The organism is Stenotrophomonas sp. 96582_Sma (assembly GCF_056480905.1).
This window is the reverse complement of the sequence record NZ_CM151122.1, coordinates 4,239,635-4,253,460: the sequence shown is the minus strand read 5'-3', so window position 1 is coordinate 4,253,460 and position 13,826 is coordinate 4,239,635. Positions and strand designations below refer to the sequence as shown.

Below are 13,826 nucleotides of genomic sequence, written 5' to 3'. Positions count from 1 at the left end.
AATGGACATTGCAATGATCGGCCTTGGCCGCATGGGCGCCAACATGGCCCAGCGCCTGCATCGCGGCGGCCACCGCGTGGTCGGCTACGACCCGGGCGAGGGTGCCCGCCAGCGCGCTGCCGAGGCCGGCCTGGAAGTGGTTGATTCGCTGGCCGCCGCGGTTGCCGCGCTGCCGGTGCCGCGCGTGGTGTGGCTGATGGTGCCGGCCGGCGAAACCGTCGACCAGACCCTGGGCCAGCTGACCCCGCACCTGGCCGAGGGTGACATCGTCATCGATGGCGGCAACTCCAACTACCAGGACTCGATCCGTCGCGCCAAGGCACTGGCCGAAGACGATCTGGGCTACGTCGACTGCGGCACCAGTGGTGGCGTGTGGGGCCTGCAGGAGGGCTACAGCCTGATGGTCGGTGGCGAAGCGTCGGTGGTGGAGCAGATCGCACCGCTGCTGCGCACGCTGGCACCGGCCGAAGATCGTGGCTGGGGTCGTGTCGGCCCGTCCGGCGCTGGCCACTTCACCAAGATGGTCCACAACGGCATCGAGTACGGAATGATGCAGGCCTACGCCGAAGGCTTCGCGCTGATGGAGCGCAAGCAGGAAATGGAACTGGACCTGGCCCAGGTCGCCGAAGTCTGGCGCCACGGCAGCGTGGTGCGTTCGTGGCTGCTGGACCTGAGCACTGAAGCCCTCAAGCGCAATCCCTCGCTGGATGGCATCGCCCCGTACGTGGAGGATTCCGGCGAAGGCCGCTGGACCGTGGCCGAAGCGATCGCGCTCGATGTGCCGGCACCGGTGATCACCCTGTCGCTGCTGGAACGCCTGCGTTCGCGTGAATCGAATTCGTTCACCGATCGCCTGCTGTCGGCGATGCGCAATGAATTCGGCGGCCACGCCATCAAGAAATCGTAAGCACCGCGGTGGGGTCGGAGCCCTTCGGCGTTGCCGAAGGGCTCCGACCCCATGAAGCCAGTCGAGCATGGCTCGACTCTACAAAAGCCGTCTCCGATGGTTTCCACGTCGATGTGTCGACCAAGGTCGACACCTACCGTCGGACCCACCCCGCCATCTCACGGATAGCTTGCTTTTGACGTTGACGTTGACGTTGACGTTGCCGTTGATTCGGCAGGTGCAGGGCGCAGCCCTGCCGATCACTCCAACGCGATTCGCCGCCCTTCGCGCGCGCTGTCCATGCCGGCCTGCAGCAACCGCATCAGCTGCAGTGCCTGCACCGCACTGACCGTCGGCTCGCCATCGCCGTGCATCGCCGCCGCGAACTGCGAATACAGCCGCCGGTAGTCGCCCGGCAGGTTGTCCACGGTACTGCGCTGCACATTGTCCTCAGCATCGCAGCGCACCAGCTCGCCGTGCCGTGGGTCGATGCCCCAGCCTGGCGCTCCTGGCGCAACACCGCGCCGCAGCTGTGCCTCCTGCACGTCCAGCCCATGCTTGATCCAGCTGCCACGGCTGCCATGCACACTGAAGTGCGGCGTGGGGGCCGCCACCAGCGAACCGGCATGCACGATCGCGCGATGCCGCGGGTAGTGCAGTACCGCGTGGAAGTAATCGATGCCGCTGCCGCCTTCGCGCTGCACGGCCAGATCGGCATCGATCGCCTCGGGCCAGCCGAACAGCACCAGCATCTGGTCGAGCAGGTGCGGGCCGAGGTCGTACCACAGGCCACTACCCGGCCCGTCCTGCTCGCGCCAGCGGTCGCGCACCTGCGGGCGGTAACGATCAAAGTGTGCATGGCACTCGGCCACGTCACCGAGCGTGCCTTCGGCCAGCAGCGCCTGCAGGGTGAGGAAGTCGGCATCGAAGCGCCGGTTCTGGAACACGGTCGCGATGCGTCCGGCATCACGTGCCGCAGCCAGCACCGCTTCGGCTTCAGCGACATCCAGCGCGAACGGTTTGTCGACCAGCACGTGCTTGCCCGCGGCCAATGCCGCGATCGCCAGCGGTGCGTGTTGTCCGTTCGGTGTGGCGATCACCACTGCGTCCACCGCCGGGTCGTCGAACACCTCCTGCGGCGTGGCGCGCACGTGCACGTCGCTGAACGCGCGCAGCAACGTGTCGCGCTGCGAACTGACGATGCTGTGCAGCACCAGCCCGGGCGTGTGCTGGATCAGCGGCGCATGGAAGACGCGGCCGGCGAGGCCGTAGCCGATCAGGGCCAGTTGCAGGTCGGGGCGCATGAGACGGCTCCGGCAATGGGGAAGGGCAGGTTAAACGACACCTGCGTACAGGCCAAAACTGAACCGTTGCCGTTGGAAACGCCTCGATTCACAGCGGCATGACCGCAACGCCACGCCTGCTCTACGGCGGCTTGTCCAGACTGGCAGCACATCCCGAAGGAGTACGACACGATGAGCAATACCACCCGCACGCTGATTGCTTCCGCCCTGACCCTGGGCCTGGCGCTGTCCTCCTCGGCTGCATTCGCCAAGGACCCGGCCGCGAAGAGCCCGCCGACCAGCACCCATCCGGCAACCCATGCTGATCGCCATGACTCCAACGAGCCGGTGACCGATACCTGGATCACCACCAAGGTGAAGGCCGATCTGCTGGCCAGCAGCAACGTTCCGGGCACTGAAATCAAGGTGGAAACCGTGAACGGCGTGGTCAGCCTGAGTGGTGCCGTGGCCACCCAGGCCGAGAAGGACAAAGCGGTCACCACCGCCAAGGGCATCAAGGGCGTGACCCGCGTCGATGCCGCTGCATTGAAGGTCAGCGCTGCTGCCAAGCGCTGACCCCGGAGGGCGCCCCGCATGGGGCGCCCGCTGCCTGGGTAGAGTCGAGCTTGCTCGACTGCCCTTTGGGTTGCAGCCGAGCGTGGGCTCGGCTCTACAGCACCGGATTCCGAACCCGTTCAGCCAACCAGGCTGGAAACTCCAGAGTTGTGACCGCCTGCGCTATATTGCCCGTTCCGCCGCAGCCGGGCCGGTATCGGCCTACGCTCCGCGGCTGTGCTGACGAGGAACTATGGCGCTGGTTTTCAGTGATGACATCTGGGACCGTTGGCGGTTGCCAGCCTTGGCGCTGGCTGCTGCCGCGATCATCGTGGTGCCGTGGTTGACCCTGCGCCAACTGCAGCAGGACAGCGAAGATGCGATGGCCTGGGTCAATCATACCCAGGCCGTGGGTGTGGCCCTGCAGCAGCTGCAGGCCGATGTACGCGATGTCGAATCGGCTGCGCTGACCCTGTCCAAGGGTGTGGATGCGCCTGGCCTGCGCGAGCGCATGGCCAAAGCCAATGACCTTCCCGGTCGCCTGGCTGAACTGGGCCGGATGACCCGCGACAATCCTGAGCAGCTGATCCGCATCGGCCGTATCGAGTCGATGCTGGAAGGGCGCATGGCGCTTGCCCGCGAACTGGCGAAGTCCGAACCCAACAGTGATCAGCGCGAGCTGGTGCAGGACCTGAGCACGCGCTATCCGATCCGTGGCCTGGTGGAGGAACTGCAGGCGAGCGAGCAGAAGCTGCTGACACAGCGCGCCGAGCAGGCCGCACGCCAGCGCAAGCAGACCGAGCTGGTGTCGTGGAGTTCGCTGGTGATCCAGCTGGCGCTGCTTGGCCTGGTGCTGTGGCTGCTGCAGCGGCAGATCGGTCGCCGCCTGCATGCCGAACGACAGTCGCTGCGTTCGGCCGCGCGTGCAGCCTCGGTGCTGCAGACCGTGCGTGAGCCGATCGTGCTGCTCGACCGCGACCTGCGTGTGCAGCTGCACAACCCTGCCTTCGCCGAGCTGTACGGGCTGCAGGATGAACGCGCCGATGGCCTGTTGCTGGACACTGTCGGCGACGGTGCATGGAAAGACCCCGTGATGCGCCAGCGACTGTCCGATGTGCTGTTGCGCGGCCGCGAACTGTGGGACTTCGAGCATGAACAGCGCGCCGCCGATGGCATGGTGCGCTACATGCTGCTCAACGCGCGGCGCATGCCGCTGCCGGACACCGACGACGAAGTGGTGTTGCTCACGGTCAGCGACGTCACCGTGCAGCGTGCCGTGCAGCTGCGGGTGGAGGAACTGAACCGCCAGCTGGAAGGCAAGGTTGCGCAGGTGTCCGAGGTCAACAGGGAACTGGAAGCCTTCAGCTACTCGGTGTCGCACGACCTGCGTGCACCACTGCGCCACGTGGCCGGTTTCTCCGACAAGCTGTCGCGCCATCTGGGCGACGCCGCCGATGACAAGAGCCGCCATTACCTGGAGGTGATCTCCAGTTCGGCGCGGCGCATGGCGGCACTGATCGACGACCTGCTGGTCTACTCGCGGCTGGGCCGCGCGGCAATGCGCCAGCAGGCGGTGGACATGCAGTCGCTGGTGGCCGATACCCGCGCCATGCTCGATTCCAACCTGCAGGCCGAGGCCGAGAACAGCGGCCATGCGCACCACGTGGAGTGGAGCATCGCGCCGCTGCCGATCGTGGTGGGCGATGAGAACATGATCCGCCAGGTCTGGCTGAACCTGCTCGGCAACGCGGTGAAGTACTCGGGCAACCGCGAACCAGCGAAGATCCGCGTGGACTACCAGCCGCAGCCTGACGGCGGTCATCAGTTCACGGTCAGCGACAATGGTGCAGGCTTTGACATGGCCTACGCCGGCAAGCTGTTTGGTGTCTTCCAGCGCCTGCACAAGGCCAGCGACTACCCGGGTACCGGCATCGGCCTGGCCAGCGTGCGCCGCGTGCTCACCCGTCATGGCGGCCGTATCTGGGCCGAGGCCGAACCGGACGTCGGCGCCACCTTCCACTTCTACCTGCCTCCCGCGATCGATGCGGACAAACAAGGGCCTTCTGCATGACCACTCTGCGCACCATTCTTCTCGCCGAAGACAGCCCGGCTGATGCCGAAATGGCGATCGACGCCCTGGAAGAGGCGCGTCTGGCCAACCCCATCGTGCACGTCGAGGATGGCGTGGAAGTGATGGACTACCTGTTGCGCCGTGGTGCCTTCGCCAACCGCGAGGAAGGCCTGCCGGCGGTGCTGCTGCTGGACATCAAGATGCCGCGCATGGATGGCCTGGAGGTGCTGCGGCAGATCCGCGAGCACGAAGAGCTCAAGCGCCTGCCGGTGGTGATCCTGTCGTCCTCGCGCGAGGAAAGCGACCTGGCCCGCAGCTGGGACATGGGCGTGAACGCCTATGTGGTCAAGCCGGTGGACGTGGACCAGTTCTTCGGCGCGGTGCAGACCCTGGGCAAGTTCTGGGCGTTGATCAACCAGGCACCGGAACTCGAGTGAGCCCATGCCCCTGACCGGTCCCGCCCTGGGGGCGCTGCGCATCCTGCTGGTGGAGGACTCACCGGAAGATGCCGAGCTGATGTCTGAACAGATGCTCGACGCGGGCCTGGAGGCCCGTTTCGAGCGCGTCGAAAGCGAGGCCGAACTGCGCCAGGCACTGGTCGCGTTCCAGCCGGACATCGTGCTGTCCGACCTGAGCATGCCGGGGTTCTCCGGTGACGACGCGCTGCGCATCGTGCGCGAGACCTCACCGGAAGTGCCCTTCATCTTCGTCTCCGGCACCATGGGTGAGGAGAACGCGGTGGCGGCGCTGCAGAAGGGCGCCAACGATTACATCATCAAGCACCTGCCGGCGCGCCTGCCGTCGGCGGTGGCGCGTGCGATCCGCGATGCACGCAGCGCCATAGAGCGCGCGCGGGTGGAAACCGAACTGATGCGCGCGCAGCGCCTGGAAAGCCTGTCGCTGCTTGCCGCCGGCCTCAGCCACGACCTGCGCAACATCCTGCAGCCGCTGCTGATCATGCCGGACCTGCTGAAGGCGCGCACCGAGGATCCGCAGCTGCACCACCTGGCCGATGTCATCGCCGAGTGCGGCCGCCGTGGCCACGAGATGGCCGAATCGATGCTGTCGTTCGTGCGCGGCTCGCGCAAGCCGAGCGAGCGCATCGAGATCGATGGCCTGTTCGATGCGGTGGCGCTGCTGTTGCGCAGCAACGTGCCCGATGCGGTGCGCCTGGAGTTGCAGGTGCAGGACGAAGGCCTGGTGGTCGACGCCAACTACACCGAACTGCAGCAGGTGATGCTGAACCTGGCGCTCAACGCGATCCAGGCGATGCCCAACGGCGGGCGCCTGAGCCTGACTGCCAGCCATGCCGGCGAGCGCGATGGCGTGGACTGGATGCAGATCTGCGTGGCCGATGAAGGCATCGGCATGGATGCGGACACGCTGTCGCACCTGTTCAATCCGTTCTTCACCACCAAGGCCGATGGCACCGGCCTGGGGCTGATTTCCTGCAAGCGCATCGTTGAAGGCGCCGGTGGCAGCATCCACGTCAACAGCCAGCCGGGGCAGGGCACCTGCTTCGAGCTGCGCCTGCCGATGCATGAGGCCATCGATGGCAGCGAGCCGATCGAGCAGCTGGTGGCGCTGGGCAGTGGCCAGTCGATCCTGGTGGTTGACGGCGAAGCCACGCGCCTGTCGCTGCTCGGTAATGCGCTGTCCAGCCAGGGCTATCAGCTGCAGCTGGCATCCGATGGCCCGGCGGCGTTGCGCTGGATGCAGCAGGAGGCGATGCCGGCGCTGGTGATTGCCGATGCCGGCTCCAAACTGCTGCCGGCCAGCCAGCTGCTGGGCGAGATGGCCACGCTTGGCTACCGCGGTCCGGCGCTGGTGCTGGAGGACCCGTCGGTGCCAGTCGCGGCGGACGCGTTCCCGGCCGGTGTGGAGGTGCATGTGCTGCACAAGCCGCTGCAGATGCAGCAGGTCTTCCGCGCGGTGGCCGAAGCGCTGGGCTGATGCCCGGTAGTGCCGGCCGCTGGCCGGCATCGCCGTGCGATGGGATCACTGCGGTTGCCGGCCAGCGGCCGGCACTACCAGTCCCCGGTTTCCCTGGAGATGCGTGGCTGGTATTGGCCGCTGCCGATGCAGCAGGTCTTCCGCGCGGTGGCCGAAGCGCTGGGCTGATGCCCGGCACTACCGGTCCCCGGTTTCCCTGGAGATGCGTGGCTGGTATTGGCCGCTGCCGATGCAGCAGGTGTTCCGCGCGGTGGCTGAAGCGCTGGGCTGATGCCGCGGTAGTGCCGGCCGCTGGCCGGCATTCCCGTGCGGTGGGATCACTGCGGTTGCCGGCCAGCGGCCGGCACTACCAGTCCCCGGTTTCCCTGGAGATGCGTGGCTGGATTTAGCCGCTGCAGATGCAGCAGGTGTTCCGCGCGGTGGCCGAAGCGCTGGGCTGATGCCGCGGTAGTGCCGGCCGCTGGCCGGCATCGCCGTGCGATGGGATCACTGCGGTTGCCGGCCAGCGGCCGGCACTACCGGTCCCCGGTTTCCCTGGAGATGCGTGGCTGGTATTGGCCGCTGCCGATGCAGCAGGTCTTCCGCGCGGTGGCCGAAGCGCTGGGCTGATGCCGCGGTAGTGCCGGCCGCTGGCCGGCATTCCCGTGCAGTGGGATCACTGCGGTTGCCGGCCAGCGGCCGGCACTACCGGTCCCCGGTTTCTCTGGAGATGCGTGGCTGGTATTGGCCGCTGCCGATGCAGCAGGTCTTCCGCGCGGTGGCCGAAGCGCTGGGCTGATGCCGCGGTAGTGCCGGCCGCTGGCCGGCATTCCCGTGCGGTAGGATCACTGCGGTTGCCGGCCAGCGGCCGGCACTACCGGTCCAGGGTTTCCCACGGGAAGCGTGGCAGCGCGTCCACCGCCTGTTCCAGCCGCCGCGACCAGTTCTGGTGAATATCGGCATACAACGCCGAATCCGCGCCCAGCCGCAGCTGCTGGCCGATGCGCAGCTCGCCGTCGCGCAGCAGCGCCAGATCGATCGGCAGGCCCACCGACAGGTTGGAACGGATGGTGGAGTCCAGCGAGACGATCGCCGTACGCGCGGCATCCTCCAGGTGTGTGGCCGGGCTGAGGATGCGGTCCAGGATGGGCTTGCCGTACTTGGACTCACCGATCTGAAGATAGGGCGTCTCCGGCGAAGCGGCGATGGCGTTGCCGAGCGGGTAGATCATGTACAGCCCGGGCCGCTCGCCAGCGATCTGGCCACCGAAAATCAGCGTCGCCTGGGTGTTGACCCCGTCATGGCCGTGCTCGCTGTGGCTGCTGTGCACCTGGCTGTCCACCAGCAGCTGGCCGACGTACTCGGCAGCTTCGAACAGATGGGTCATGTCGCGCAGGTTGGGCGTGCGCCGTTCGGCGGCATCGCGCCCCAGGCGCGACACCAGCAGCTGGGTGGTGGCCAGGTTGCCAGCCGCCATCAGCACGTAGGCTGCCTGGCCGGGGTACTCGAACACGTGCAGCTTGCGGTGCACGCGCACATCGTCCAGCGAGGCATTGGTCCGGGTGTCGGCGGCGAAGACCAGGCCCTCGTCCACCTCGATTCCAACGCAATAGGTCATGTCGGTGCCCTATCATGTGCGTCCCGGATTGTAGGCAGGCCGCCGTGACGACGGCATGTCCACGCCCCCCCCAAGTGCCGTCACCTGAACCGCATGACCACCGTGCTCCTGAGCCTGGGCAGCAACGTCCAGCCCCGTCGCTACCTCCACGCCGCGGTGGCGGCCCTGCGCGAGCGCTTCGGCGCGCTGCAGGTGTCGCCCGCCTACCGTACCGCCGCGGTCGGCTTCGATGGCCCGGCCTTCCTCAACAATGCGGTGGCGATCGAAACCGACCTGCCGCTGCAGGAACTGGACGAGTGGCTGCATGCGCTGGAAGACGCGCACGGGCGCGACCGCAGCGGGCCGCGCTTCTCCGATCGGACCCTGGACATCGACGTAGTGTTCTATGGGGATCTGGTGGTGGAAGGTCCCGGCCACCTGCGCATTCCGCGCCCGGAGCTGAAGCACGCCTTCGTGCTGAAGCCGCTGGCCGACATCGTGCCGGGCTTCATCGACCCGGTCAGCGGGCAGGACCTGGCAACGCTGTGGCGTGCGCACAGACAGTTTGGCGAGGCGTTCGAGGTGGTGGACCTCGGATGACGGAGGTTGCCGGCCAGCGGCCGGCACTACCTCAACTGACCGTTCGCCCACCATCCACGCGCAGGGTGTGGCCGGTGACGAAGCTGGCTTCGGCCACCAGCCAGTAGACCGCCTCGGCGATCTCCTCGACCGTGCCGATCCGTGCCAGCGGCGTGCGTGCCAGCAGCGCCTCGCGGGCGAAATCGTCCTTGCCCTGTTCCGGCCACAGGATCGCCCCCGGCGCTACCGCATTGACCCGCACTTTCGGCGCCAGCTCCAGCGCCAGCGAGCGGGTGGCCATCTCCAGCGCGGCCTTGGCCATGGTGTAGGCGATGTGGTCGCGCATCGGGTCGGTGCCGTGCAGGTCGGTCAGGTTGACGATGCAGCCCTGCTGGCGGCGCAGGTAGGGCGCCGCCGCCTGTGACAGCAGCAGCGGCGCGCGCGCATTGACCGCATACAGCTCGTCCATCGCCTCGGCGGTGACCTGGCCGAGCGGGGTGGGGAAGAAGTTGGAGGCGTTGTTGACCAGTGCATCCAGTCGCCCGAAGTGGGTGACGGCCTGCTCCACCAGGTCGGCCAGGGCGTCGGCGTCGCGCAGGTCGGCCTGCAGGGCCAGCACGCTGCCCGGGCGCACGTTGTCGAAATCGAACGCGGCCTGCTGCAGCTCCGCGCTGGAGGTGTTGGCGTGCAGCACCACCGACCAGCCACAGGCATGGAACTGGCGGGCGATGGCCGCACCGATCCGGCGCGCGCTGCCGGTGATCAGGACCACGGGGTGGGTGTCGCTCATCGAGGGTCCTCCAAGGCTCGGCTATCCTGTGCACCATTGTCACCGCATTCGAAGACGCCATGCAGCCCACCTTCCCCCTGCCCGAAGCCGATGCCCTGGCCCACAGCGACCAGCTGGCCGCCGCCCTGCGTGCCGAAATCCTTGCGCAGGGCGGGGCGATGCCGTTCTCCCGCTTCATGGAGCTGTGCCTGTACACCCCCGGCTGGGGCTATTACAGCGCCGGCGCCAGCAAGTTCGGTGGCAGCGGTGACTTCACCACCGCGCCCGAGCTCGGCAGCCTGTTCGCCGGCAGCGTGGCCAATGCGCTGGCGCCGGTGTTCGCCCAGCTGGGTGCGCAGGCGCGCATGCTGGAACTGGGCGGTGGTACCGGCGCCTTCGCCGAGGCGGTGCTGCTGCGCCTGGCCGAGCTCGACGCACTGCCGTCGCGGTACGCCATCCTCGAACCCAGCGCCGACCTGCGCGAGCGCCAGCAGCAGCGCCTGCAGCAGAACCTGCCGGCCGAGCTGGCGGCGCGCGTGGACTGGGTCGACCGCCCGTTCGAGGAGGACTGGGAGGGCGTGGTGTTTGCCAACGAGGTGATCGACGCGCTGCCGACCCCGCGCTTCCTGATCCGCGATGGCGAGGTCTACGAGGAAACCGTCGAGCTGGATGCCGAAGGCAACTTCATCCGCGGCGCGCAGCCGGCCGACATCCTGCTCAATGGCGCGGTACGCCACATCGAGCGCTATCTGGAAAAGCCCTTCGCCGAGGGCTACCGCTCCGAAGTGCTGCCGCAGCTGCCGTACTGGCTGCAGGCGGTCGCCGGTGGCCTGCAGCGTGGCGCGATGCTGTTTGTCGACTACGGTTACAACCGCGGTGAGTTCTACCAGCACGACCGCGACGATGGCACCGTGCGTGCGTTCTACCGCCACCACGTGCACAACGACGTGCACCGCTGGCCGGGCCTGCAGGACATCACGGCGTCGGTGGATTTCACGGCGATGGCCGAGGCCGGCATGCACGGCGGTTTCGAGCTGGCCGGTTACTGCAGCCAGGCCAGTTTCCTGCTTGGCAACGGCCTGGACCAGGTGCTGCTGCTGGCCGAGGAACGCACCGATGAGGTCGGCCGCATCCAGCTGCGCGACCAGGTGAAGAAGCTGACCCTGCCGACGGAGATGGGCGAGCGCTTCCAGGCTATCGGCCTGCAGCGTGGCGTCGACTTCGAACCGGCCTTCGAGCTGGGTGATCTGAGCTGGCGCCTGTGAGCCACGCGTTGCCGGTGATCAAGCCGCTGCGGCGGCCGCGGCTGTGGGGCGTGCTGTGGGCGCTGGCGGTGCTGTTGGTGATCGTGGTCTGCCTGATCCCGCCGCCGCCGATCCCGCTGCCGGAAAACAGCGACAAGGGCGAACACTTCCTCGCCTATTTCATCCTGGCCGGCAGCGCGGTGCAGCTGTTCCGTCGGGGCCGCCCGCTGCTGTGGGTGGGCGTGGGCCTGGTGCTGATGGGCATCGGCATCGAGTTCGCGCAGGGCGCGCTGACCAGCAACCGCATGGCCGACCCGATGGATGCGCTGGCCAACACCATTGGCGTGCTGGCCGGCATGGCCACCGCACTGACCCCGATGCGCGACCTGCTGCTGCGCTGGCGCGGGTAAAGGCGTGCCAACCAAGGTTGGCACCCACCTGTAGATCCACGCCATGCGTGGATGGAATCCGTAGATCCACGTCGCGCGTGGATGAGCTGCCCGGGGTGCCGACCAGGGTCGGCACCCACCAGGACAGACCTGCCGTTACTTCCCCAGCGTGACCTCATCCAGCACCCACATCGCCGGGCGCGTGTCGCCGGTGAAGTTGATGCACAGGTCACTGGTGCCCTGGGTACCCTTCGGCAGCGCTGCACGCAGTGTCACGAAGCCATCGGCACCGGGCTTGGCCGGCAGCGGTACCTCAGCCAGCACCTTGCCGCTGCAGTCGCCGCGACGCACCTGCATCTCGCCGTGCGCGCGCTTGGCCTTTTCGAAGCGGCGCTTGGGTTCGTCGTGGGCCAGCTGGAAGTAGTACGGAATACGTCCCGCACGCACTTCCACGCTGCCGATGCCGTCCAGCTGCGCCTGCGGCCAGCGCCAGCACGGCTGGAAGATGTCCACGTTGAACACCGCACGGTTGCCTTCGCGGGGGCCATCGTCTTCCAGGCGCAGCACCAGCCCCTTCTTGCCCACGCAGCTGAGCAGTTCATCACTGCGGCGGCTGAGCAGCGATTGCGCAGTGAAGTCCGCAACCGTCGGCTTCGCGGCCAGCATCTGGCCCTGGTAGAACGCGGCGGCCTGCACGGCGGCGGGCAGCTGCGCCGTCAGCGGCTGCTGGTACAGCGGTGACTGCGCGCTCACCGGCTGGCCATCGGTGCTGTAGCGCACTTCATAGCCCAGCGGATTGGCCAGCGACACCGTCACCGTGTTGTCCGCGCGATTGTCGGTGTAGTCCACGCCCACTTCGAACGGAGTCTGCGCATAGGCCAGGCCCCAGGCACGGTAGCGCTGCAGCTGGGACGGCAGGCGCGCGAGGAAATCGCGGAAATCGCGATGTTCCGGCGTGCTCCAGCCGGTCTCGGCCACGGCGGCCAGGCGTGGGAACAGGTTGTGCTGCAGGCGTGCGTAGCTGCGCGTGTGCTCGGTGAACATGTTGGCCTGCAGGCCGAGGATGTGCCCGCGCTTGTCAGCGGCCAGCTCGGCCGGCACCGGCTCGAAGTTGTACAGCTTGCCGAGGTTGACCTGGGTCGGGCGGCCGGGCGGTTCGTTCGGCGAGGCCGTCTGCAGGTAATCCAGATAGAGGTAGCCGACCGGCGACATGATCACGTCATGGCCGGCGCTGGCCGCAGCCAGGCCGCCTTCGGTGCCCTGCCAGGACATCACCGTGGCCTGCGGCGGCAGCCCGCCTTCGAGGATCTCATCCCAGCCGATCAGGCGCCGGTCGTGCTCCTCCAGGAAGGTCTCCAGGCGCTTGATGATGTGGCTCTGCATGGCCATTTCATCCTTGATGCCCAGCGCACGCATGCGCTGCTGCACCTGCTTCGACGCTTCCCACTGGTCCTTCACTGCTTCGTCGCCACCGACGTGCACGTACTTGGCCGGGAACAGGTCGATCACTTCTTCCAGCACGTTCTCGAGGAAGGTGACGGTGCTGTCTTCCACGTTGAACAGGTTCGGGAACACGCCCCATTCGCTGATCGGCTTCAACGGCGTATCGATGGTGCCCAGCTCCGGATACGCAGCAATCGCGGCAGTCGCGTGGCCCGGGACATCGATTTCCGGGATCACCTGGATATGCAGCTTCGCCGCATAGGCGATCACCTCGCGAATCTGGTCCTGCGTGTAGAAGCCGCAATACGGATGCTCCTTGCCAGTGACCGGATCGATGCCACCGTCGCCGGCCGGCAGGCGGCAGCTGCCCACGTCGGTCAGCTTCGGGTAGCGCTTGATCTCCATGCGCCAGCCCTGGTCGTCGGTGAGGTGCCAGTGGAAGGTGTTGAGCTTGTGCGCGGCCATCGCGTCGAGCACGCGCTTGATCTCGTCCAGGCTCTGGAAGTGACGTGCGGAATCGAGCATGAAACCGCGCCAGCTGAAGCGCGGCGCGTCCTGGATCTGCACCGCCGGCAGCACGCCATTGCTGCCGCCGGTGGCGAGCTGGGCGAGGGTGGTCGCGCCGTAGAACAGGCCGGTTTCGTTGCCGGCCTGGATCAGTACGCCCTGCGCGGTGCTCTCCAGCGTGTAGCTTTCGCCGCTGTCGCGGAAGGTGGGCACGATCTGGAAGCGGATGCTGCCCGACGTGCCTGCCGCCTTGCCCCTGGCTGGTGCAAGGCGCGGACCACCGCTGCGGGCCAGCAGATCGGCGAACTGGCTGGCGACGCGCTGCGCGGCTTCGCCTTCGGCCTGCAGCACGGTGTCGGCGCGGACGGTGATGCCGCTGCCCTGGCCGCGCTGCACGGTGGCCGGGGCAGGAATCAGCATCAGGCTGTCGGCGCGCAGCAGGGGGCCGGGTGCTTCAGTGGCGGGTGTGGGGTCGGCGGCAAGTGCCGGCAGTGCCGGCAACAGGGCGAGCAGGCTGCCCAGCAGCACTGCGCTGCGCATCCGGGCGCGGGAAGGCTTGACCATCGGTACG

Annotated in this window: 14 protein-coding genes; 10 read left to right on the top strand and 4 right to left on the bottom strand. The window is 67.5% G+C overall.

From position 1 onward, the window contains the following. Nucleotide 1 precedes the first annotated feature (1 nt). The gene (gene gnd / locus ACZK2R_RS19835; RefSeq protein ID WP_014648435.1) at nucleotides 2-907 is read left to right on the top strand and encodes a phosphogluconate dehydrogenase (NAD(+)-dependent, decarboxylating); all 906 of its coding nucleotides are present in this window, start codon (nucleotides 2-4) and stop codon (nucleotides 905-907) included. A gap of 239 nt (nucleotides 908-1,146) precedes the next feature. On the opposite strand, the gene ACZK2R_RS19830 is transcribed toward gnd, so the two are convergent. Next, nucleotides 1,147-2,190 carry an oxidoreductase gene (locus ACZK2R_RS19830; RefSeq protein ID WP_180838781.1) on the bottom strand — a complete coding sequence of 348 codons (1,044 nt, stop codon included), beginning with the start codon at nucleotides 2,188-2,190 and terminating at the stop codon, nucleotides 1,147-1,149. Nucleotides 2,191-2,361: 171 nt separating this feature from the next. Between ACZK2R_RS19830 and ACZK2R_RS19825 the strand changes: the two genes are divergently transcribed. The 6 genes from ACZK2R_RS19825 to ACZK2R_RS19800 all read left to right on the top strand — a co-directional run bounded on the left by ACZK2R_RS19825 (nucleotide 2,362) and on the right by ACZK2R_RS19800 (nucleotide 7,357). Beyond that, nucleotides 2,362-2,745: a BON domain-containing protein gene (locus tag ACZK2R_RS19825; RefSeq protein WP_006470382.1), complete on the top strand. Its 384-nt coding sequence runs from the start codon at nucleotides 2,362-2,364 to the stop codon at nucleotides 2,743-2,745. A gap of 232 nt (nucleotides 2,746-2,977) precedes the next feature. Next, nucleotides 2,978-4,795 carry a sensor histidine kinase gene (locus ACZK2R_RS19820; protein WP_032130516.1) on the top strand — a complete coding sequence of 606 codons (1,818 nt, stop codon included), beginning with the start codon at nucleotides 2,978-2,980 and terminating at the stop codon, nucleotides 4,793-4,795. Continuing rightward, the gene (locus ACZK2R_RS19815; protein WP_005411057.1) at nucleotides 4,792-5,232 is read left to right on the top strand and encodes a response regulator; all 441 of its coding nucleotides are present in this window, start codon (nucleotides 4,792-4,794) and stop codon (nucleotides 5,230-5,232) included. Before ACZK2R_RS19820 ends, ACZK2R_RS19815 begins: the two co-directional genes overlap by 4 nt. A gap of 4 nt (nucleotides 5,233-5,236) precedes the next feature. After that, nucleotides 5,237-6,748 carry an ATP-binding protein gene (locus ACZK2R_RS19810; RefSeq protein ID WP_180838780.1) on the top strand — a complete coding sequence of 504 codons (1,512 nt, stop codon included), beginning with the start codon at nucleotides 5,237-5,239 and terminating at the stop codon, nucleotides 6,746-6,748. A 39-nt stretch (nucleotides 6,749-6,787) separates the two neighbouring features. Further along, nucleotides 6,788-6,916, top strand: a complete 129-nt coding sequence (locus tag ACZK2R_RS19805; RefSeq protein ID WP_262975181.1) for a hypothetical protein — start codon at nucleotides 6,788-6,790, stop codon at nucleotides 6,914-6,916. A gap of 312 nt (nucleotides 6,917-7,228) precedes the next feature. Further along, nucleotides 7,229-7,357, top strand: coding sequence for a hypothetical protein (locus ACZK2R_RS19800; protein ID WP_262975182.1), 129 nt, complete (start codon nucleotides 7,229-7,231; stop codon nucleotides 7,355-7,357). Nucleotides 7,358-7,601: 244 nt separating this feature from the next. Here ACZK2R_RS19800 and ACZK2R_RS19795 read toward each other — a convergent pair whose 3' ends face one another. Further along, nucleotides 7,602-8,345 (bottom strand): proteasome-type protease, encoded by a 744-nt coding sequence (locus ACZK2R_RS19795; protein ID WP_180838434.1) that lies wholly within the window; start codon nucleotides 8,343-8,345, stop codon nucleotides 7,602-7,604. 93 nt (nucleotides 8,346-8,438) lie between these two features. Here ACZK2R_RS19795 and folK point away from each other — a divergent pair, with 93 nt between their 5' ends. Further along, nucleotides 8,439-8,924, top strand: a complete 486-nt coding sequence (gene folK, locus ACZK2R_RS19790) for a 2-amino-4-hydroxy-6-hydroxymethyldihydropteridine diphosphokinase (protein ID WP_180838433.1) — start codon at nucleotides 8,439-8,441, stop codon at nucleotides 8,922-8,924. A 31-nt stretch (nucleotides 8,925-8,955) separates the two neighbouring features. Here folK and ACZK2R_RS19785 read toward each other — a convergent pair whose 3' ends face one another. Next, entirely contained in the window at nucleotides 8,956-9,693 is a 738-nt protein-coding gene (locus ACZK2R_RS19785) for a pteridine reductase (protein WP_024957037.1), read from the bottom strand. 59 nt (nucleotides 9,694-9,752) lie between these two features. Between ACZK2R_RS19785 and ACZK2R_RS19780 the strand changes: the two genes are divergently transcribed. Both ACZK2R_RS19780 and ACZK2R_RS19775 read left to right on the top strand, forming a co-directional pair. Beyond that, nucleotides 9,753-10,937 carry a class I SAM-dependent methyltransferase gene (locus ACZK2R_RS19780; RefSeq protein WP_010480950.1) on the top strand — a complete coding sequence of 395 codons (1,185 nt, stop codon included), beginning with the start codon at nucleotides 9,753-9,755 and terminating at the stop codon, nucleotides 10,935-10,937. Next, the gene (locus ACZK2R_RS19775) at nucleotides 10,934-11,326 is read left to right on the top strand and encodes a VanZ family protein (protein ID WP_180838432.1); all 393 of its coding nucleotides are present in this window, start codon (nucleotides 10,934-10,936) and stop codon (nucleotides 11,324-11,326) included. The genes ACZK2R_RS19780 and ACZK2R_RS19775 overlap by 4 nt, the downstream gene beginning before the upstream one ends. Before the next feature lie 135 nt (nucleotides 11,327-11,461). On the opposite strand, the gene ACZK2R_RS19770 is transcribed toward ACZK2R_RS19775, so the two are convergent. Further along, nucleotides 11,462-13,819, bottom strand: coding sequence for a family 20 glycosylhydrolase (locus ACZK2R_RS19770; protein WP_180838431.1), 2,358 nt, complete (start codon nucleotides 13,817-13,819; stop codon nucleotides 11,462-11,464). Nucleotides 13,820-13,826: the final 7 nt, after the last annotated feature.

What these genes read in the sequence shown, in the direction of transcription:
- gnd (WP_014648435.1), top strand. Translation starts at nt 2, where the DNA reads ATGGACATTGCAATGATCGGCCTTGGCCGCATGGGCGCCAACATGGCC.
- ACZK2R_RS19830 (WP_180838781.1), bottom strand. Translation starts at nt 2,190, where the DNA reads ATGCGCCCCGACCTGCAACTGGCCCTGATCGGCTACGGCCTCGCCGGC.
- ACZK2R_RS19825 (WP_006470382.1), top strand. Translation starts at nt 2,362, where the DNA reads ATGAGCAATACCACCCGCACGCTGATTGCTTCCGCCCTGACCCTGGGC.
- ACZK2R_RS19820 (WP_032130516.1), top strand. Translation starts at nt 2,978, where the DNA reads ATGGCGCTGGTTTTCAGTGATGACATCTGGGACCGTTGGCGGTTGCCA.
- ACZK2R_RS19815 (WP_005411057.1), top strand. Translation starts at nt 4,792, where the DNA reads ATGACCACTCTGCGCACCATTCTTCTCGCCGAAGACAGCCCGGCTGAT.
- ACZK2R_RS19810 (WP_180838780.1), top strand. Translation starts at nt 5,237, where the DNA reads ATGCCCCTGACCGGTCCCGCCCTGGGGGCGCTGCGCATCCTGCTGGTG.
- ACZK2R_RS19805 (WP_262975181.1), top strand. Translation starts at nt 6,788, where the DNA reads ATGGGATCACTGCGGTTGCCGGCCAGCGGCCGGCACTACCAGTCCCCG.
- ACZK2R_RS19800 (WP_262975182.1), top strand. Translation starts at nt 7,229, where the DNA reads ATGGGATCACTGCGGTTGCCGGCCAGCGGCCGGCACTACCGGTCCCCG.
- ACZK2R_RS19795 (WP_180838434.1), bottom strand. Translation starts at nt 8,345, where the DNA reads ATGACCTATTGCGTTGGAATCGAGGTGGACGAGGGCCTGGTCTTCGCC.
- folK (WP_180838433.1), top strand. Translation starts at nt 8,439, where the DNA reads ATGACCACCGTGCTCCTGAGCCTGGGCAGCAACGTCCAGCCCCGTCGC.
- ACZK2R_RS19785 (WP_024957037.1), bottom strand. Translation starts at nt 9,693, where the DNA reads ATGAGCGACACCCACCCCGTGGTCCTGATCACCGGCAGCGCGCGCCGG.
- ACZK2R_RS19780 (WP_010480950.1), top strand. Translation starts at nt 9,753, where the DNA reads ATGCAGCCCACCTTCCCCCTGCCCGAAGCCGATGCCCTGGCCCACAGC.
- ACZK2R_RS19770 (WP_180838431.1), bottom strand. Translation starts at nt 13,819, where the DNA reads ATGGTCAAGCCTTCCCGCGCCCGGATGCGCAGCGCAGTGCTGCTGGGC.